Origin of the sequence: Peribacillus acanthi (assembly GCF_003073175.1) — a bacterium.
Lineage (GTDB): Bacteria > Bacillota > Bacilli > Bacillales > DSM-1321 > Bacillus_BN > Bacillus_BN acanthi.
This window is the reverse complement of record NZ_QBBX01000020.1, coordinates 28,141-48,607: the sequence shown is the minus strand read 5'-3', so window position 1 is coordinate 48,607 and position 20,467 is coordinate 28,141. Positions and strand designations below refer to the sequence as shown.

Below are 20,467 nucleotides of genomic sequence, written 5' to 3'. Positions count from 1 at the left end.
ATTGCCAATTATGGGAATAAAGTATAAGTGCAATTTAGCTTTCGTCACGGCTAATGCGTGGTGCTAGCCAAGTTTTCTAAGAAAAGGCGTTTACAGTGGGGAGGGATAGAACTTGTTTAAAACATTCAAGGAAGATATAGAGGTTGTGTTTGATCAGGATCCAGCAGCCAGAAGTTATATAGAAGTCATTCTTACTTATTCAGGTTTGCATTCGATTTGGGCTCATCGTATCGCTCACTGGTTTTTCAAACGAAAATGGTTTTTCCTAGCTAGAGTGATATCTCAAATTAGCCGTTTCTTTACAGGGATTGAAATTCATCCAGGAGCAAAAATAGGCCGTCGTTTTTTCATTGACCACGGGATGGGCGTCGTAATTGGGGAAACATGTGAGATTGGAGATAATGTAACTGTTTTTCAGGGAGTCACTCTTGGTGGCACTGGTAAAGAAAAAGGGAAACGGCATCCAACGATTAAAGATAATGTTCTTATTGCTACAGGAGCTAAGGTACTTGGATCTATTACCGTTGGGGAAAACTCAAAAATCGGAGCAGGTTCAGTTGTATTGAAGGAAGTACCAGCTAATTCTACTGTTGTAGGCATTCCTGGAAAAGTTGTGATCAAGGATGGTGTTAGAGTAGAAAGAGATTTAAATCATTGCGATTTACCAGATCCAACTGGTGATCGTTTTAAAGCATTAGAATCTGAAATTCAACAACTAAAACAAGATTTACATTTGCTTCGTAATCGAAAGGAGAAGGAATATGAGCATAAAAATATATAATACATTGACTCGCCAAAAAGAAGTATTTCAACCGATGGAAAAAGGCAAGGTAAAAATGTATGTGTGCGGACCGACGGTATATAACTTTATCCATATCGGAAATGCAAGACCACCAATTGTTTTTGATACGGTTAGACGTTATTTAGAATATCGAGGGTATGACGTTCAGTACGTATCTAATTTCACAGATGTCGATGATAAGTTAATTCGTGTGGCAAACGAATTAGGTTCAGATGTGCCGACGGTGGCGCAACGATTTATAGATGCCTACTTTGAGGATGTAACAGCACTAGGTTGCAATCGTGCAGATGTTCACCCAAGGGTTATGGAAAGCATGGATATCATCATTGAATTTATCGAAGCCTTAATCGAAAAAGGGTTTGCCTACGAGTCAGAAGGGGATGTATATTACAAGACTCGCCAATTTAAAGGATATGGGAAGCTCTCGCACCAATCCATCGATGAATTAAGAGCGGGTGCCCGCATTGAAGTCGGTGAGAAGAAGCAAGATGCTCTTGATTTTGCTCTTTGGAAAGCGGCAAAAGAAGGCGAGATTTATTGGGAAAGTCCGTGGGGTAAAGGGCGCCCGGGTTGGCATATTGAATGCTCTGCGATGGCGAAGAAATATTTAGGTGATAGCATCGACATACACGCAGGTGGGCAAGACTTAGCCTTCCCTCATCATGAAAATGAAATTGCTCAATCAGAAGCTCTTTCTGGAAAAGTCTTTTCTAAGTATTGGATGCATAATGGATACATTAATATCGATAACGAAAAAATGTCAAAATCTCTAGGGAATTTTGTATTGGTTCATGACATTATAAAAAAGTATGACCCACAACTATTAAGATTTTTTATGCTATCCGTACAATATAGACATCCTATTAATTATAGTGAAGAATTATTGGAGAACACAAAAACAGGACTGGAGCGTTTAAAATCATCCTACCAAAACTTAAAGCATCGTTTAGAATCTTCAACGGACTTAACCACTACAAATGATGAGTGGTTAGAGAAAATCGAGCAATTGCACCAGAAGTTCATCGAGGAAATGGACGATGATTTCAATACGGCAAATGCGATTTCGGTCTTGTTCGATTTATCTAAACAAGCAAATTATTACTTGCTAGAGAAAAATACGCATCAAGAGGTCATTCAAGCTTTCATTAACGAATTTGAAACGTTATTTAGTGTGTTGGGTTTAACGTTAAAAGAGGAAGCCGTTTTACTGGACGAAGAAGTTGACCGATTGATTCAAGAAAGAAACCAAGCAAGAAAAGACCGTAACTTCAGCCGCTCAGATGAAATTCGTGATCAGTTGAAAGAGATGAATATCATTTTGGAAGATACGGCGCAAGGTACTAGATGGAAAAGAGGGTAAACATGCAATTCGAAAACAAGATTAACCCGCTTTTGCTTAATAGCTTAGCTCTTGCGTATATGGGAGATGCTGTGTATGAAACATATATACGGCATTTCCTTGTACAAAAGGGTGGAGTTAAACCTAACTTCCTACATAGGGAAGCAACAAGATTTGTTTCGGCGAAAGCCCAGAGTAAGGTCATCCATCATATGATGGAAGAAAACTTATTGTCTGAAGAGGAGATAGCAGTAGTTAAAAGAGGACGCAATGCCAAATCAGGCTCTGTCCCCAAAAATACGGATGTTCAAACATACCGATATAGTACAGCCTTTGAAGCATTGTTAGGTTACCTATTTTTATCTAGTCTCACGGTAAGGATGGAAGAAATCATTCATACGGCAATTCAATATATAGAAAATGAGAAAGGAGGAGTACAAAAATGACCCAGGAAATCATCATGGGAAGAAATCCTGTTTTAGAGGCTTTAAAGTCAGAGCGGGATATAAATAAAATCATGATTGCAGAAGGTTCTCAAAAAGGATCGATGCAACAGATCATCGCGATTGCTAACGAAAGAAAGGTATTCCTTCAATTCGTGCCAAAAAAGAAAATTGATCAAATGGTGGAAGGAAATCACCAAGGGGTCATTGCCCAAGTGGCAGCCTATCAGTATGCGGAGCTTGACGATTTGTTCGCTTTAGCAGCTAAACGAAATGAAGCCCCATTCTTTTTAATACTGGATGAGCTAGAGGATCCTCATAATCTTGGTTCTATTATGAGAACAGCCGATGCCACAGGTGCCCATGGCATTATTATTCCAAAACGGAGAGCGGTTGGTTTGACTTCTACCGTTGCAAAGGCTTCAACAGGGGCAATTGAATATATTCCTGTAGCTAGAGTAACCAATCTATCCAGAACGGTTGATGAACTGAAAGACCGTGGACTTTGGATAGTGGGAACGGATGCTAAAGGTAGCGATGATTACAGAAACTTAGATGGAAACATGCCTATTGGAATCGTCATTGGGAGCGAAGGAAAAGGTATGAGTCGCATTCTGAAAGAAAAGTGTGACTTCTTGATTCATATGCCAATGGTTGGGAAAGTAACTTCTTTAAACGCTTCTGTAGCGGCTGGATTACTTATGTATGAGGTCTATCGTAAAAGAAACCCATTAGGGAAATAGTTATGAATAACGTTCTATTAGTCGATGGTTACAATATGATAGGAGCTTGGCCTGAGCTACGGGATTTGCGTAACAAAGACCTTGCGGCCGCAAGGGATAAGTTAGTTGAGATAATGGCGGAGTATCAAGCATTCACGGGATATAGAGTTCTGATAATCTTTGATGCCCATTTTGTCCAAGGTCTTGAAAGGAAGTACAAGAATTACAAGGTCGAAGTCATTTTCACAAAAGAAAATGAGACAGCAGATGAACGAATCGAAAAGCTTGCGATTGAGTTAAATAACATTAAGACCCAAGTGCATGTAGCCACTTCTGATTTTACTGAACAATGGGCTATTTTTGGACAAGGGGCCCTGCGCAAGTCGGCGAGAGAACTATTAATTGAGTGTCAGCATATCCATAAAGAAATCGAAAAAAAGGTCAAAATAGAAACGATTCAAAAACCGGTATCTAAGATCCCCCTTACCGATGAAGTTGCGGAAATTTTCGAAAAATGGCGCCGCGGGAAACTTTGAGTGGTTGACTTCGAAAAATTCGCTAATGTATAATAATTCTAACTATTGTTTTCGGGCGAGGGGGATAGGTATGATTGCAGAGGTAGGAAGCAAAGTTAGTGATAGGTATTCACAGCTCGAAGATGATGTGCTTGTGGAACTAGTACACAACGGTGAAAGTGAAGCTTTAGACTACTTGATACATAAGTATAGGAATTTCGTTCGAGCTAAAGCACGAACCTATTTTCTTATAGGTGCTGATAAAGAGGATATCGTTCAAGAAGGCATGATTGGCTTATATAAAGCAATCAGAGATTTTAAAGAGGACAAGCTTACCTCATTTAAAGCTTTTGCTGAGCTTTGTATTACTAGACAAATTATTACTGCAATCAAAACCGCTACACGTCAGAAACATATACCTTTGAATTCTTATGTTTCGCTTGATAAACCAATTTATGATGAAGAGTCCGACCGAACCCTGCTGGATGTTATTTCAGGTGCAAAGGTGATGGATCCAGAAGAATTAATCATCAATCAAGAAGAGTTTGATGACATTGAGTTGAAAATGGCTGAGCTGTTGAGTGACCTTGAACGGAAGGTACTGGCTTTGTACCTTGATGGACAATCGTATCAAGAGATTTCGGAAGAACTGAATCGTCATGTTAAATCTATTGATAACGCCTTGCAACGGGTGAAGCGGAAATTAGAGCGCTATTTAGAGGTGCGTGAAATCTCTTTATAATAGAACACTAATATCATAAAGACTTATTCGAATGGTTGGACAATGGGTCGGTTTGATTATCTCCTGACTTTGCCAATGGTGTTCGAGTGGGTCTTTCTTTTCGATTGCTCCTACTGATGTGACCTTAAAAGAGCGATTGACATTAAAAGACAGCCATGTTACAGTTTTATGGACTAAAAGAAACATTAAGCAGGTGTTGACACATGCGTTCAAAAGTCATTCTAGCTTGTGCTGAATGTGGATCAAGAAACTATACGACAGAGAGCACTAGCTCATCCAAATCGGAACGTTTCGAAATAAAGAAACATTGCAAAACATGCAATGCTCATACACTTCATAAAGAAACCAAATAGAGATTTAATAGATTTTGGACTAATAGATGCATTCATTGAGGGTTGGAGGTTACGAACATGCAACGCATTACTGAGTTTTTCGGCGGCGTCGTACGTGAAATGAAGAAAGTGAGCTGGCCTAAGCGTCAAGAGCTTACTAAGTATACAATCACTGTACTCGCTACTGTTGTCATCATGGCATTGTTCTTTGCTGTTGTTGATTTGGGCATTTCTGAACTTATTCGTTTGATTCCATAATAATATTATTCAATTAATGTGAATAAGGTATTCGAAAAAAAGTCATAATAGTGATAGAATAATATGTAACTCGAAAAAGCCCGTTATACGGGTTTTTTAATTTGTTTAAAAAACTTATAAGAATTGCATCAATATCAATAAGGTTAACGAACTAGATTACACAGCCTAATGATAGAATACAAGGCAGGGAGGGAAGGACATTACGTCCTATAATTCATGGAAAAAAACTGGTATGTCGTTCACACTTACTCTGGATATGAGAATAAAGTAAAAGCAAATCTAGAAAAACGTGTAGAATCAATGGCGATGCAAGATAAAATCTTCCGTGTGGTAGTTCCAGAGGAAGAAGAAACTGATATCAAAAATGGTAAGAAAAAAGTAGTGAAGAAGAAAGTATTCCCAGGTTACGTGCTTGTTGAAATCATTATGACTGATGATTCATGGTATGTAGTTCGAAATACTCCAGGAGTAACAGGTTTCGTTGGTTCTGCAGGTTCTGGCTCAAAGCCTACGCCACTTCTTCCAGAAGAGGTTCAAATGATCCTTAAGCGCATGGGAATGGAAGAAAGAAGAATTGAAGTTAACTTCGAACTAGGGGAAACTGTCAAGGTGAACCAAGGGCCATTTGCGAACTTTACAGGAACTATTGAAGAAATGGATAAAGACAAGGCGAAGCTTAAAGTTATGGTTGATATGTTCGGTCGTGACACAAAAGTTGAACTGGACTTTGGACAAGTGGAAAAATTATAATCCAAAAAAACTTGAAATGCATTTAAAAAAGTGTTAATATTTCATAGGTCAGTATGTCTCTGTCTAGAGACGCGGACAAATTGTTAAGTTCTTTATTTTTTTATATAAAGAATGTGAAGAGTGGGAGGGGTAATGCCCCTATTACCACATCACGGACTATAAGGAGGTGTGTCTCGTGGCTAAAAAAGTTATTAAGCTTGTAAAACTTCAAATTCCTGCAGGTAAAGCTAATCCAGCTCCACCGGTTGGTCCTGCTCTAGGTCAAGCTGGTGTTAACATCATGGGCTTCTGTAAAGAGTTCAACGCTCGTACAGCAGAACAAGCTGGTCTGATTATCCCTGTTGAAATCACGGTATTCGAAGACCGTTCATTTACATTCATTACGAAAACTCCACCTGCTGCTGTTCTTCTTAAGAAAGCTGCTGGTATCGAGTCTGGTTCTGGTGAACCAAATCGTAAAAAAGTTGCAACAGTCAAGCGTGACAAGGTACGTGAGATTGCTGAAACTAAAATGCCTGATCTAAACGCTGCAAACGTTGAGTCTGCTATGCGTATGGTTGAAGGTACTGCACGAAGCATGGGTATCATCATCGAAGATTAATCCATGTAATTGATTGATGTTTGCTACGGGGGTTGCGATGTTGAAATGATTACTCGCAACCTTTATTCGTGGGAGGTTATTCCGCTAAAACCACATATTAGGAGGAAATTTTCATGGCTAAAAAAGGTAAAAAATATCTTGAAGCTACAAAGCTTGTAGATTCTCAAAAAACTTACCCAGTAACTGAAGCTGTTGAGCTTGCTAAAAAAGCAAACTTTGCTAAGTTCGATGCTACTGTTGAAGTTGCATTCCGTTTAGGCGTAGACCCTAAGAAAGCTGATCAACAAATCCGTGGAGCAGTTGTACTTCCAAATGGAACTGGTAAAACTCAACGCGTATTAGTATTTGCTAAGGGTGAAAAAGCTAAAGAAGCAGAAGCTGCTGGTGCAGACTATGTTGGTGATTCTGACTACATCACTAAGATCCAACAAGGTTGGTTCGAATTCGATGTAATCGTTGCAACTCCAGACATGATGGGTGAAGTTGGTAAACTTGGTCGTGTATTAGGACCAAAAGGTTTAATGCCAAACCCTAAAACTGGTACAGTTACATTTGATGTTACTAAAGCTGTGAACGAAATCAAGGCTGGTAAAGTTGAATACCGTGTTGACAAAACTGGAAACATCCATGTTCCAATCGGTAAAGTTTCTTTCGAAGACAACAAACTAGTTGAGAACTTCACAACTATTTTCGATACATTATTAAAAGTTAAGCCTGCGGCTGCAAAAGGTACTTACATGAAGAATATCACTGTAACTACTACAATGGGCCCTGGTGTGAAAGTTGACGCTTCTACTTTCACAGCTGTAAAATAATTAACAAATTGTTGACAACCTAAAACATATTCGTTATAATGTGTTTTGTTGTTATAAATATGAATACCATTTGTACCGTAGACAGTAGGTGCCAAGCGCTTAATATCCTACCGAGGTAATTTCGATATATATAGTTTTAAACTATGTTTTGGAATTTACTGCCCTCATGTCTAGTTGTTCGATATGGGGGCTTTCTAATGTGCGGTATAAATGTGTTTCAAGCAAATCTACAGGAGGTGTAAATATGAGCAGCGCTATTGAAACTAAACAAGTGATTGTTACTGAGATCGCTGAAAAGTTCAAAACTAGTAAAACGGCAGTTGTTGTTGACTATCGTGGATTGAAAGTTGCTGAAGTCACTGAACTTCGTAAACAGCTTCGTGAAGCTGGCGTAGAATTCAAAGTTTACAAAAACACTTTGACTCGTCGTGCTACAGAAGCTGCTGAACTAAGTGGATTAAATGATGCACTTACTGGTCCGAATGCGATTGCGTTCTCTGCTGACGACGTAGTTGCTCCTGCGAAAATCCTTAACGATTTCGCAAAGAAACACACTGCATTAGAAATTAAAGCTGGTGTAATCGAAGGAAACGTTGCTTCTGCTGAAGATGTTAAAGCTCTTGCAGAACTTCCATCCCGCGAAGGCTTACTTTCTATGTTGCTTAGCGTTCTTCAAGCTCCAATCCGCAACTTCGCACTTGTTACGAAGGCGGTATCTGAGCAAAAAGAAGAGCAAGGTGCTTAATTATCCCTTAGCATCTAATTGTACGAAACAAAAATTAATTTCCTAAAACTAAGGAGGAACTATACAATGACTAAAGAACAAATCATTGAAGCAGTTAAAAATATGACTGTTTTAGAATTAAATGACCTTGTAAAAGCAATCGAAGAAGAGTTTGGTGTAACTGCTGCTGCTCCTGTAGCTATGATGGGTGGCGCTGGTGCTGGTGAAGCTGCTGCTGAGCAAACAGAATTCAACGTAGTATTGGCTTCTGCTGGAGACCAAAAAATTAAAGTTATCAAAGTTGTTCGTGAACTTACAGGTCTTGGCCTTAAAGAAGCGAAAGAACTTGTTGACAACACTCCAAAAGCACTTAAAGAAGGCGTTTCTAAAGAAGAAGCTGAAGAAATCAAAGCTAAACTTGAAGAAGTTGGAGCAAACGTTGAAGTTAAGTAATATCGCATAATTAAAAGCTCGCTGAATTCAGCGAGCTTTTTTAATCAATATTAATTCTTCCATCTTTCTTCGAAAAGATTTCTCTTCATATGATCCTTTCAAAAGGAGGAGTATCCATTGACAGAACATTATTACTCCAAAAACCCTAACATAGAAAGTCGACCGAAGTATTGGGATTTCACCCTTAGAGGCCACTCGCTTAAGTTTAAAACTGATAACGGGGTATTCTCTAAAAGTGAGGTGGACTTTGGATCGCGTTTATTAATAGAAACATTTGTTATACCTGAGGATCTAGATGGTGACATACTAGATGTCGGATGTGGATATGGGCCAATTGGATTAACACTTGGGAAATTGTATCCTAACCGTCATGTTGAAATGGTAGATGTAAATGACCGGGCGATTGAGTTGGCGAAACATAATGCACAAGCTAACGGTATCGGTAATGTGAACATTCACGAAAGTAATGTGTATGAAAAAATAGAAGGAAGTAAGTATGTTGCTATTCTTTCCAATCCGCCGATAAGGGCTGGGAAAAATGTAGTCCACACAATCTTGTCTGAAAGTTATGACCATCTAGTTGAAGGTGGGGAGCTCTGGATTGTGATTCAGAAGAAGCAAGGAGCTCCATCAGCTATGGCGAAAATGGAAGAGGTTTTTGGTAACGTAGAGATTGCAGAAAAGAAAAAAGGATATTTTATTGTTTTCTCTAAAAAAAATTGACTTGATTTTTTTGCTATGTTAGTATTATAAAATGCATATATATACTTTCCTTTGCTATGCCTATTTTTTGCTATTTTTAAAATTAATAGTATAAGATTTGGTTGAATTGGGAAAAATATATAAATAATAGTGCGTTTTATGTGAAATATGGTTTTGAAATAAAAACCATTTTCTTTTTGTCTAAGGGAATTTTCAGTTCTTTTAGATGATAGATCCTTATAATGCTTGATTTGAGGGGTGAATCTGTTGACAGGTCAACTTGTTCAGTATGGACGACACCGCCAACGCAGAAGTTATGCACGAATTAGCGAGGTTTTAGAGTTACCAAACCTTATTGAAATCCAAACTTCTTCCTATCAATGGTTCTTGGATGAAGGATTACGTGAAATGTTTCAGGATATTTCACCTATCGAGGATTTCACGGGTAATCTTTCGCTTGAATTTATCGATTATAGCCTCGGAGATCCAAAATACTCCGTTGAAGAGTCGAAAGAGCGAGATGTTACATATTCTGCACCGCTTCGTGTGAAGGTCCGTCTTGTAAATAAAGAAACAGGGGAAGTAAAAGACCAAGATGTATTCATGGGCGACTTTCCTTTAATGACGGAAACAGGCACATTTATTATTAACGGAGCAGAACGCGTTATCGTTTCTCAGTTAGTTCGTTCTCCAAGTGTGTATTTCAGCAAGAAAATTGATAAAAATGGTAAGAGAGGCTTCACGGCAACGGTGATTCCAAACCGTGGTGCATGGCTTGAATATGAGACAGATGCTAAAGATGTAGTGTATGTGAGAATTGATCGTACAAGGAAACTTCCAGTAACGGTCCTTTTACGTGCATTAGGATTTGGCTCTGATCAAGAAATCATCGACTTAATCGGTGACAATGAATATATCAGAAATACGCTAGAAAAAGATAACACAGAAAGCACTGAAAAAGCATTGCTTGAAATTTATGAGCGACTACGTCCTGGTGAACCACCAACTGTAGAAAATGCAAAAAGCTTGCTTGTGTCACGCTTCTTCGATCCAAAGCGCTATGATTTAGCGAATGTTGGTCGCTACAAAATCAATAAAAAACTTCATATTAAAAACCGCCTATTCAATCAACGTATTGCAGAAACACTAGTTGATCCTGAAACAGGTGAAATCATCGTAGAAAAAGGAACACTTCTAGATCGTCGTACTCTTGATCGTATTATTCCTCACTTAGAGGCAGGCATTGGTTCTAAAGATGTAACTCTTGTGGGTGGAGTAGTAGATGAAGACGTTCGTGTTCAATCTATTAAAACATTTGCTCCCGGAGATGTAGATGGTGAGAAGGAAATTAATATTATTGGTAATGCAAATGTCGTTGAGCAGATTAAGAACATTACACCTGCTGACATCGTAGCTTCCATTAGTTACTTCTTCAACCTACTTCACTCTGTTGGAGATACAGATGATATTGACCACTTAGGTAACCGTCGCCTTCGTTCTGTAGGTGAGTTGTTACAAAATCAATTCCGTATCGGTCTATCCCGTATGGAGCGTGTTGTACGTGAAAGAATGTCCATCCAAGACACGAACACGATTACACCACAACAATTAATTAATATTCGTCCTGTTATTGCTTCTATTAAAGAGTTCTTTGGAAGCTCACAGTTATCCCAGTTCATGGATCAAACAAATCCGCTTGCTGAGCTTACTCATAAGCGTCGTTTGTCCGCTTTAGGACCTGGTGGTTTAACGCGTGAGCGAGCAGGCTTTGAAGTGCGTGACGTTCATTATTCTCACTATGGTCGTATGTGTCCAATCGAAACTCCTGAGGGTCCAAACATCGGTTTGATCAACTCACTATCCAGTTTCGCAAAAGTGAACCGTTTTGGATTCATCGAGACACCTTACAGACGTGTAGATCCTGAAACAGGTAAAGTAACAGGTAAAATCGATTACTTAACTGCTGACGAAGAAGATCTATATGTAGTGGCTCAAGCGAATGTTCGTTTAGATGATGACGGTTCATTCCTTGATGATGAAGTAGTTGCTCGTTTCCGTGGAGAAAATACGGTTGTTAAAAATGATCGTGTGGACTACATGGACGTATCTCCTAAGCAGGTGGTATCGGCTGCGACAGCTTGTATCCCGTTCTTAGAAAATGATGACTCCAACCGTGCCCTAATGGGAGCGAACATGCAACGTCAGGCTGTTCCTTTGATGCAGCCGGAAGCGCCGATTGTTGGTACTGGTATGGAATATGTTTCTGCTAAAGACTCCGGTGCTGCAGTGATTTGTAAGCATGAAGGTATTGTAGAACATGTTGAATCTAGAGAAGTTTGGGTTCGTCGTGTGAAAGATGTGGACGGACAAGAAGTAAAAGGCGATCTTGATAAATATCGCATGTTGAAATTTATTCGTTCCAACCAAGGAACTTGTTATAATCAACGCCCAATCGTAAGTGTCGGTGACCGTGTAGTTAGAGGAGAAATCCTTGCTGATGGTCCTTCCATGGAGAAGGGTGAATTGGCTTTAGGTCGTAACGTACTTGTCGCGTTCATGACTTGGGATGGCTATAACTATGAGGATGCCATCATCATGAGTGAGCGACTTGTGAAAGATGATGTTTATACTTCTATTCATATTGAGGAATATGAATCCGAATCTCGTGATACGAAGCTTGGACCTGAGGAAATCACTCGTGATATACCTAACGTAGGGGAAGATGCACTTCGTAATCTAGATGAGCGTGGAATTGTCCGCGTCGGAGCTGAAGTAAAAGACGGAGATTTGTTAGTGGGTAAAGTTACTCCTAAGGGTGTGACGGAACTTACTGCAGAAGAACGACTTCTACATGCTATTTTCGGTGAAAAAGCTCGTGAAGTTCGTGATACATCACTTCGTGTACCTCACGGTGGAGGCGGGATTGTCCTTGACGTGAAAGTCTTCAATCGTGAAGATGGAGATGAGTTACCACCAGGTGTAAACCAATTGGTACGCGTCTACATCGTTCAAAAACGTAAAATTTCTGAAGGGGATAAAATGGCCGGTCGCCATGGTAATAAAGGGGTAATCTCCCGTATCCTTCCTGAAGAAGACATGCCATATCTACCAGATGGAACACCTGTTGACATCATGTTAAATCCGTTGGGCGTACCTTCACGTATGAACATCGGTCAGGTATTAGAGTTGCATCTAGGAATGGCGGCTCGTGCATTGGGTATTCACGTTGCTTCACCAGTATTTGATGGCGCTCGTGAGGAAGATGTATGGTCTACTATTGAAGAAGCAGGAATGGCTCGTGATGCGAAGACTGTGTTATATGATGGTCGTTCTGGTGAACCGTTTGATAACCGTGTATCCGTCGGTGTCATGTACATGATTAAACTTGCTCACATGGTTGACGACAAGTTACATGCTCGTTCAACTGGTCCATACTCACTTGTTACACAACAGCCACTTGGAGGTAAAGCTCAATTCGGTGGACAACGTTTCGGTGAGATGGAGGTTTGGGCACTTGAAGCTTATGGTGCTGCTTACACCCTACAAGAAATTCTTACTGTCAAATCCGATGATGTTGTTGGTCGTGTGAAGACATACGAAGCAATTGTTAAAGGTGAGAATGTACCAGAACCAGGTGTACCAGAATCATTCAAAGTATTGATAAAAGAACTTCAAAGCTTAGGTATGGATGTTAAAATCCTATCTAGCGATGATAAAGAAATCGAAATGCGTGATACAGAAGATGATGAAGATATTCACCAAGCAGATGCTTTATCATTAGAGCCAGAATTAAAGACAGATTCTGTACCTCTTGAGGAAACAGAAGTTAAATAATCATTCACTATAGGCAATAAGGGTAAAACCTGGAGATCATAAGGGAGGTAGGCCCCTTGCTAGACGTTAATAATTTTGAGTATATGAAAATTGGTCTAGCTTCACCTGACAAGATTCGTTCTTGGTCATTTGGTGAAGTAAAAAAACCGGAAACAATCAACTATCGTACGTTGAAACCGGAAAAAGACGGTCTTTTCTGCGAACGTATCTTTGGTCCGCAAAAAGATTGGGAATGTCATTGTGGAAAATACAAACGTGTTCGTTATAAAGGTGTTGTCTGCGATCGATGCGGAGTAGAAGTTACTCGTGCAAAGGTGCGTCGTGAGCGCATGGGTCACATCGAGCTAGCTGCTCCTGTATCCCATATTTGGTATTTCAAAGGTATTCCTAGCCGTATGGGACTTGTCCTTGACATGTCCCCTAGGGCTCTAGAAGAAGTTATCTATTTCGCTTCATATGTGGTTACTGAATCAGGTGATACAGCATTAGAAAAGAAACAACTTCTATCTGAAAAAGAATACCGCGCTTATCGTGAAAAGTATGGCAATAAGTTTCAAGCAGCAATGGGTGCTGAAGCAATTCGTAAGCTTCTTTCAGATATCGACACTGAAAAAGAAGTTGAGGGTCTAAAAGAAGAGCTTAAGACTGCTCAAGGACAACGTCGTACAAGAGCAATTAAGCGTTTAGAAGTGTTAGAAGCTTTCCGTAACTCTGGAAATGAACCTTCTTGGATGATTTTAGAGGTTCTACCGGTAATCCCACCAGAATTACGGCCGATGGTTCAATTAGATGGAGGACGTTTCGCAACATCCGACCTAAATGACTTATATCGTCGAGTAATCAACCGTAATAATCGTTTGAAGCGTTTATTGGATTTAGGCGCTCCAAGTATTATTGTTCAAAATGAGAAGCGTATGCTTCAAGAAGCAGTTGATGCATTGATTGACAATGGTCGTCGTGGCCGTCCAGTTACAGGACCAGGTAACAGACCTTTGAAATCTTTATCTCATATGCTGAAAGGGAAACAAGGTCGTTTCCGTCAAAACTTACTTGGTAAACGTGTTGACTATTCTGGTCGTTCCGTTATCGTAGTAGGTCCAAACTTAAAAATGTACCAATGTGGTCTTCCTAAAGAAATGGCTTTAGAATTGTTCAAACCTTTCGTTATGAAAGAACTTGTAGGCAAAGGTCTTGCTCACAATATCAAGTCTGCCAAGAGAAAGATTGAAAGACTTTCTCCTGACGTTTGGGACGTACTAGAATCTGTCATTAAGGAGCATCCGGTTCTATTGAACCGTGCCCCAACTCTTCACAGACTAGGTATCCAAGCGTTTGAACCTACATTAGTAGAAGGTCGTGCAATCCGTCTTCATCCACTTGTATGTACAGCATACAATGCGGACTTTGACGGTGACCAAATGGCTGTACACGTTCCGTTATCATCCGAAGCTCAAGCAGAAGCTCGTCTTCTAATGTTAGCGGCACAAAATATCTTGAACCCTAAAGATGGTAAACCTGTTGTTACTCCATCCCAGGACATGGTATTAGGAAACTACTACTTAACCTTGGAAAGAGCTGGAGCTGTCGGCGAGGGTATGGTGTTTAAAGATACAAACGAAGCACTAGTGGCATACCAAAATGGTTATGTGCACTTGCATACGCGTGTAGCTGTACATGCTTCATCATTAAACAACCAAACATTCACTGAAGAGCAAAAACAAATGCTATTGATGACAACAGTAGGGAAGTTGATTTTCAATGAAATCCTTCCTGAAACGTTCCCATACATCAATGAGCCTACAAAAGAAAACTTAGAAGTGAAAACTCCTGAGAGATTCTTCATTGAAAAGGGTCAAAACGTAAAAGAAACTATTGAGGCACAACCAATCATTGAGCCGTTTAAAAAGAAAATCCTTGGAAATATTATTGCTGAAGTATTCAAGCGTTTCAAAATCACAGAAACGTCTAAAATGCTGGATCGCATGAAGGACCTTGGATTCAGATACTCCACAAAAGCTGGTATTACAGTTGGTGTGGCAGATATCGTAGTATTAAAAGAAAAGAATGTAATTATCGAGGAAGCGCAAACGAAGGTAGACAACGTTATGAAGCAATTCAGACGTGGACTAATTACTGAAGATGAGCGTTATGATCGTGTAATTTCAATCTGGAGTATTGCGAAGGATGATATTCAGGCAAAACTGATGAAGTCCTTGGATAACCGTAACCCAATCTTTATGATGAGTGATTCTGGTGCCCGTGGTAACGCATCTAACTTTACACAGTTAGCTGGTATGCGTGGTCTAATGGCCAACCCGGCTGGCCGAATTATTGAACTACCAATCAAATCAAGCTTCCGTGAAGGTCTAACTGTATTAGAATACTTCATATCTACTCACGGAGCGCGTAAAGGTCTTGCTGATACAGCCCTTAAAACAGCTGACTCTGGATACCTTACACGCCGTCTCGTAGACGTTGCACAGGACGTAATTGTCCGTGATGACGACTGCGGAACAGATCGTGGTTTACGTGTAGAAGCCTTGAGAGATGGAACGGAAATCATTGAACGTCTAGAAGAGCGCTTAATTGGAAGATATGCTAGAAAATCAATCAAACATCCAGAAACACAAGAAGTGATTGTTCCTGAGAATGGTTTGATTACAGAAGATTTGGCTATACAAATTGAAGACCTTGGAATACAGTCTGTTTGGATTCGTTCAGCATTTACATGTAACACTCGTCATGGTGTATGTAAGAAATGTTATGGTCGAAACCTTGCTACTGGTCAAGAGGTTGAAGTTGGTGAAGCTGTTGGTATTATCGCTGCACAGTCCATCGGTGAACCAGGAACGCAGTTAACAATGCGTACGTTCCATACAGGTGGGGTTGCTGGAGACGATATTACTCAAGGTTTACCTCGTATCCAAGAAATCTTCGAAGCAAGAAATCCAAAAGGGCAAGCAGTTATATCTGAAATTGATGGCACAATCGTTGCGATTAATGAAGGAAAAGACAAGCAACAGGAGATTGTCGTTCAAGGTGAGGTTGAATCTAGAACATATACAGTTCCGTACACAGCTCGTCTAAAAGTGACTGTCGACTCTAAGATCGCTCGTGGTCAAGAAATGACTGAAGGTTCTATCGATCCAAAAGAACTATTAAAAATCAAAGACACTCTTGCTGTACAAGAATACTTGTTACGTGAAGTGCAACGTGTTTACCGTATGCAAGGGGTAGAAATTGGTGATAAGCACGTTGAAGTAATGGTACGTCAAATGCTACGTAAGATTCGTGTTCTTGACGCAGGTGAGACGGATGTATTACCTGGAACATTACTGGATATCCACCAATTTACAGATGCAAATACAAACGCTCTTCTTGAAGGTAAAATTCCTGCTACAGGAAGACCAATCCTTCTTGGGATTACGAAAGCTTCTCTTGAAACAGACTCCTTCTTGTCTGCTGCATCCTTCCAAGAAACTACTAGAGTTCTTACAGATGCGGCAATCAAAGGCAAACGCGATGAGCTACTTGGCCTTAAGGAAAATGTTATCATTGGTAAGCTAGTACCAGCTGGTACTGGAATGCAGCGTTACCGAAAAGCAACTCCAGTATTCGCAGAAGAATCTAATGAAGATGCAATCACTGTAGAATAATTATTGTTGCAAGGCTGGTGATTTCGCCGGCCTTGTATTTATGATTATCAAACCTTGAATCTTACATTTTAAACAAATACTCAAAAAAATATTTTGGTATAGTTGACATGGGAGTAGAAAAGGTGTTATTATTGCAAAGGTGTTCCTATGATATCCTGTAACTTTGGAGGATTGACATATGTCGTATGAAAAAGTCATACAGGCGAAAGAAATTGTTATAGGATCAAAACAAACAGCTAACGCATTAAGGAATCAGGAAGTCTCAGAAATAATTTTAGCTGAGGACGCTGACATTAAGTTGAAAGTGGACCTAGTGAAATTAGCAACTGAACAGAATGTGACCATAACATATGTTGACTCAATGCAAAAGCTTGGTAAAGCGTGCAAGATCGACGTAAAAGCTGCAGCTGTTGCAATTAAAAAGTAAAACTGTTTTTGCGGAAAACTGCAAAAACTTTGTTTTTGCTCATTTTTGAACCACCTGGATGTGTGGGACTAGAACCAATTAGCGAAAGGAGGAAATATAATGCCTACTATTAACCAATTAGTGCGTAAGGGTCGTGAGTCTAAAGAAGTAAAATCTAAGTCTCCTGCTCTTAACAAAGGCTATAACAGCTTCAAAAAATCTCAAACTAACGTATCATCTCCACAAAAACGCGGTGTTTGTACTCGTGTTGGTACAATGACTCCAAAGAAACCAAACTCAGCGTTACGTAAATATGCGCGTGTTCGTTTGACAAATGGTATCGAGGTAACAGCTTACATCCCTGGTATCGGTCATAACCTACAAGAGCACAGCGTAGTGTTAATCCGTGGAGGACGTGTAAAAGACTTACCAGGGGTACGTTATCATATCGTACGTGGTGCGTTGGATACAGCTGGTGTTAACAACCGTATGCAAGGTCGTTCTAAATACGGTACTAAGCGTCCTAAAGCTCCAAAGAAATAATTTAATACAAATTAAAAATTATAGATTCGTTGAAAGGAGGAAAAAACATGCCTCGTAAAGGACCTGTTGCAAAAAGAGACGTATTACCAGATCCGCTTTATAATTCTAAATTAGTTACTCGTTTAATCAACAAAATGATGATTGACGGTAAAAGAGGTACATCCCAGCAAATCATCTACTCCGCTTTCGAACTTATTCAAGAGCGTTCAGGCAAAGAGCCTATGGAAGTATTTGATGCAGCTCTAAAAAACATCATGCCAGTATTAGAGGTAAGAGCACGCCGTGTAGGTGGAGCAAACTACCAAGTACCAGTTGAGGTGCGTCCTGACCGTCGTACAACTCTTGGTCTTCGCTGGTTAGTAAACTACTCTCGCCTTCGTGGAGAAAAAACGATGGTTGAACGTTTAGCTAACGAGATTCTTGATGCTGCTAACGGTGCTGGAGCATCTGTTAAAAAGCGTGAAGATACTCACAAAATGGCAGAAGCTAATAAAGCATTTGCTCACTACCGCTGGTAGGATCTATTTTAATCCAAACAATAAACTAATACTCATATAAGGAAGGAGAAAGACCCAATGGCAAGAGAGTTCTCCTTAGAAAAAACACGTAATATTGGTATCATGGCTCATATCGATGCTGGTAAAACAACAACAACTGAGCGTGTACTTTATTACACAGGTCGTATCCATAAAATTGGTGAAACACATGAAGGTGCTTCCCAAATGGACTGGATGGAACAAGAACAAGAGCGTGGTATTACGATCACTTCTGCAGCAACAACTGCACAATGGAAAAACCACCGCGTTAACATCATCGATACACCAGGACACGTAGACTTCACGGTTGAAGTTGAGCGTTCCCTGCGTGTACTTGACGGTGCAGTAGCAGTACTTGATGCTCAATCTGGTGTTGAGCCTCAAACTGAAACTGTATGGCGTCAAGCTACAACATATGGTGTACCACGTGTTGTATTCGTAAACAAAATGGACAAAATCGGAGCAGACTTCCTTTACTCTGTAAAGACTTTGCACGAGCGTCTACAAGCTAACGCACACCCAATCCAACTTCCAATCGGTGCTGAAGATCAATTCTCAGCAATTATTGACCTTGTAGAAATGAACGCAACTTTCTACGGTAATGACCTTGGAACTGATATTGAAGTGCGTGAAATCCCAGAAGAATACATGGAACAAGCACAAGAGTGGCGCGAGAAGTTAGTTGAAGCGGTTGCTGAGCTTGATGAAGATTTAATGGAAAGATACCTTGGTGGAGAAGAAATCTCTAACGATGAGCTAAAAGCTGCGATTCGTAAAGGTACTGTAAACGTTGAATTCTATCCAGTAATCTGTGGATCTGCTTTCAAAAATAAAGGTGTACAATTAATGCTTGATGCAGTAATCGAGTACCTTCCATCTCCAGTAGATGTACCTGCAATCAAAGGTACTCTTCCTGATTCAGATGAAGAAGTAACTCGTCCTTCAAGTGACGATGCTCCATTCTCTGCATTAGCATTCAAAGTTATGACTGACCCTTATGTTGGTAAGTTAACATTCTTCCGTGTATACTCAGGTACTTTGAGCTCAGGTTCTTATGTACAAAACTCTACTAAAGGTAAGCGTGAGCGTGTAGGACGTATCCTACAAATGCATGCTAACTCTCGTGAAGAGATTTCAATGGTATACGCAGGGGACATCGCAGCTGCTGTAGGTCTTAAAGATACTACAACAGGTGATACTCTATGTGATGAAAAGAACCTAGTAATCCTAGAGTCTATGCAATTCCCTGAGCCAGTTATCCAATTATCTGTTGAGCCGAAGTCAAAAGCAGACCAAGACAAAATGTCTACTGCTCTTCAAAAGCTTCAAGAGGAAGATCCTACTTTCCGTGCTCACACAGACCAAGAAACTGGACAAACTATCATCGCTGGTATGGGTGAGCTTCACCTTGACATCATTGTTGATCGTATGAGACGTGAATTCAAAGTAGAAGCTAACGTTGGTGCACCTCAGGTAGCATACCGTGAAACTTTCCGCGGAAGCGCGCAAGTTGAAGGTAAGTTCGCTCGTCAATCTGGTGGACGCGGTCAATTCGGTCACGTTTGGATTGAGTTCTCTCCTAACGAAGAAGGAAAAGGATTCGAGTTCGAAAATGCTATCGTTGGTGGGGTTGTTCCTCGTGAATACATCCCTGCAGTTCAAGCTGGTCTAGAAGATTCACTTGATCGCGGTGTATTAGCTGGATTCCCTCTAGTTGACATCAAAGCGAAATTATTCGATGGTTCTTACCATGATGTTGACTCTAGTGAAATGGCGTTTAAAATTGCCGCTTCTATGGCACTTAAAAACGCTGCAACAAAATGTAAGCCTGTAATTCTTGAGCCTATCATGAAGGTTGAAGTTGTAATCCCTGAAGAATACATGGGAGACATTATGGGTGGTATCACTTCTCGTCGTGGACGTGTAGAAGGTATGGAAGCTCGTGGTAACGCACAAGTTGTTAAAGCGATGGTTCCACTTTCAGAAATGTTTGGATATGCAACATCCCTACGTTCTAATACACAAGGTCGTGGAGTATTCTCTATGCACTTCGATCACTACGAAGAAGTTCCAAAGAGCATTTCTGAGGAAATTATCAAAAAAAATAAAGGTGAATAATTGATTTTCACCTCTTATTAAAGTATAACTACTTATGTAAGCTATGAAAGCAGGTCTCTGCTTTCATAGCAACATATACGATTTAAAAAATACTTACTTTTAAAAATCAAGGAGGAATTCCAAATGGGTAAAGCTAAATTCGATCGCTCTAAGCCACACGTTAACATCGGAACAAT

General features: G+C 40.1%; 20 protein-coding genes and 1 other annotated feature. All 20 genes read left to right on the top strand.

Translation table 11 applies throughout. From position 1 onward, the window contains the following. Positions 1-112: 112 nt before the first annotated feature. The 20 genes from cysE (at position 113) to fusA (ending at position 20,291) form a co-directional block, all read left to right on the top strand. Positions 113-781: a serine O-acetyltransferase gene (gene cysE / locus DBX25_RS17315; protein WP_108672037.1), complete on the top strand. Its 669-nt coding sequence runs from the start codon at positions 113-115 to the stop codon at positions 779-781. Further along, on the top strand, positions 762-2,162 hold the full coding sequence (gene cysS, locus DBX25_RS17310; protein ID WP_108672036.1) for a cysteine--tRNA ligase: 1,401 nt from the start codon (positions 762-764) through the stop codon (positions 2,160-2,162). The genes cysE and cysS overlap by 20 nt, the downstream gene beginning before the upstream one ends. Before the next feature lie 2 nt (positions 2,163-2,164). Further along, positions 2,165-2,587, top strand: coding sequence for a Mini-ribonuclease 3 (locus DBX25_RS17305; RefSeq protein WP_108672035.1), 423 nt, complete (start codon positions 2,165-2,167; stop codon positions 2,585-2,587). After that, positions 2,584-3,327: a 23S rRNA (guanosine(2251)-2'-O)-methyltransferase RlmB gene (rlmB, locus tag DBX25_RS17300; RefSeq protein WP_108672034.1), complete on the top strand. Its 744-nt coding sequence runs from the start codon at positions 2,584-2,586 to the stop codon at positions 3,325-3,327. The genes DBX25_RS17305 and rlmB overlap by 4 nt, the downstream gene beginning before the upstream one ends. Before the next feature lie 2 nt (positions 3,328-3,329). Continuing rightward, entirely contained in the window at positions 3,330-3,842 is a 513-nt protein-coding gene (locus DBX25_RS17295; protein ID WP_108672033.1) for an NYN domain-containing protein, read from the top strand. Positions 3,843-3,912: 70 nt separating this feature from the next. Then, positions 3,913-4,563 (top strand): RNA polymerase sporulation sigma factor SigH, encoded by a 651-nt coding sequence (sigH, locus tag DBX25_RS17290; RefSeq protein WP_108672032.1) that lies wholly within the window; start codon positions 3,913-3,915, stop codon positions 4,561-4,563. A 203-nt stretch (positions 4,564-4,766) separates the two neighbouring features. Continuing rightward, positions 4,767-4,916, top strand: coding sequence for a 50S ribosomal protein L33 (rpmG, locus tag DBX25_RS17285; RefSeq protein ID WP_108672031.1), 150 nt, complete (start codon positions 4,767-4,769; stop codon positions 4,914-4,916). A gap of 57 nt (positions 4,917-4,973) precedes the next feature. Further along, on the top strand, positions 4,974-5,153 hold the full coding sequence (gene secE / locus DBX25_RS17280; RefSeq protein WP_108672030.1) for a preprotein translocase subunit SecE: 180 nt from the start codon (positions 4,974-4,976) through the stop codon (positions 5,151-5,153). A gap of 216 nt (positions 5,154-5,369) precedes the next feature. Further along, on the top strand, positions 5,370-5,903 hold the full coding sequence (gene nusG, locus DBX25_RS17275; RefSeq protein WP_108672029.1) for a transcription termination/antitermination protein NusG: 534 nt from the start codon (positions 5,370-5,372) through the stop codon (positions 5,901-5,903). Positions 5,904-6,078: 175 nt separating this feature from the next. Next, positions 6,079-6,504, top strand: coding sequence for a 50S ribosomal protein L11 (rplK, locus tag DBX25_RS17270; protein WP_157951008.1), 426 nt, complete (start codon positions 6,079-6,081; stop codon positions 6,502-6,504). Positions 6,505-6,617: 113 nt separating this feature from the next. Continuing rightward, positions 6,618-7,319, top strand: coding sequence for a 50S ribosomal protein L1 (gene rplA / locus DBX25_RS17265; protein WP_108672027.1), 702 nt, complete (start codon positions 6,618-6,620; stop codon positions 7,317-7,319). Positions 7,320-7,376: 57 nt separating this feature from the next. Next, positions 7,377-7,524 (top strand) — a sequence feature (ribosomal protein L10 leader region). Positions 7,525-7,563: 39 nt separating this feature from the next. Next, on the top strand, positions 7,564-8,064 hold the full coding sequence (gene rplJ / locus DBX25_RS17260; RefSeq protein ID WP_108672026.1) for a 50S ribosomal protein L10: 501 nt from the start codon (positions 7,564-7,566) through the stop codon (positions 8,062-8,064). Positions 8,065-8,130: 66 nt separating this feature from the next. After that, positions 8,131-8,496, top strand: a complete 366-nt coding sequence (gene rplL, locus DBX25_RS17255) for a 50S ribosomal protein L7/L12 (RefSeq protein WP_108672025.1) — start codon at positions 8,131-8,133, stop codon at positions 8,494-8,496. A 117-nt stretch (positions 8,497-8,613) separates the two neighbouring features. Then, positions 8,614-9,219, top strand: a complete 606-nt coding sequence (locus tag DBX25_RS17250; RefSeq protein WP_108672024.1) for a class I SAM-dependent methyltransferase — start codon at positions 8,614-8,616, stop codon at positions 9,217-9,219. Positions 9,220-9,465: 246 nt separating this feature from the next. Then, positions 9,466-13,032 carry a DNA-directed RNA polymerase subunit beta gene (gene rpoB / locus DBX25_RS17245; protein WP_108672023.1) on the top strand — a complete coding sequence of 1,189 codons (3,567 nt, stop codon included), beginning with the start codon at positions 9,466-9,468 and terminating at the stop codon, positions 13,030-13,032. Positions 13,033-13,088: 56 nt separating this feature from the next. Then, positions 13,089-16,688: a DNA-directed RNA polymerase subunit beta' gene (rpoC, locus tag DBX25_RS17240; RefSeq protein WP_108672022.1), complete on the top strand. Its 3,600-nt coding sequence runs from the start codon at positions 13,089-13,091 to the stop codon at positions 16,686-16,688. Between the two features lie 178 nt (positions 16,689-16,866). Beyond that, complete coding sequence (locus tag DBX25_RS17235; RefSeq protein WP_108672021.1) at positions 16,867-17,115, top strand: 50S ribosomal protein L7ae-like protein; 249 nt, start codon at positions 16,867-16,869, stop codon at positions 17,113-17,115. Positions 17,116-17,214: 99 nt separating this feature from the next. Then, entirely contained in the window at positions 17,215-17,637 is a 423-nt protein-coding gene (gene rpsL / locus DBX25_RS17230) for a 30S ribosomal protein S12 (RefSeq protein WP_108672020.1), read from the top strand. Between the two features lie 47 nt (positions 17,638-17,684). Beyond that, positions 17,685-18,155 (top strand): 30S ribosomal protein S7, encoded by a 471-nt coding sequence (gene rpsG / locus DBX25_RS17225; RefSeq protein ID WP_108672019.1) that lies wholly within the window; start codon positions 17,685-17,687, stop codon positions 18,153-18,155. A gap of 57 nt (positions 18,156-18,212) precedes the next feature. Continuing rightward, positions 18,213-20,291 (top strand): elongation factor G, encoded by a 2,079-nt coding sequence (fusA, locus tag DBX25_RS17220; protein ID WP_108672018.1) that lies wholly within the window; start codon positions 18,213-18,215, stop codon positions 20,289-20,291. Positions 20,292-20,467: the final 176 nt, after the last annotated feature.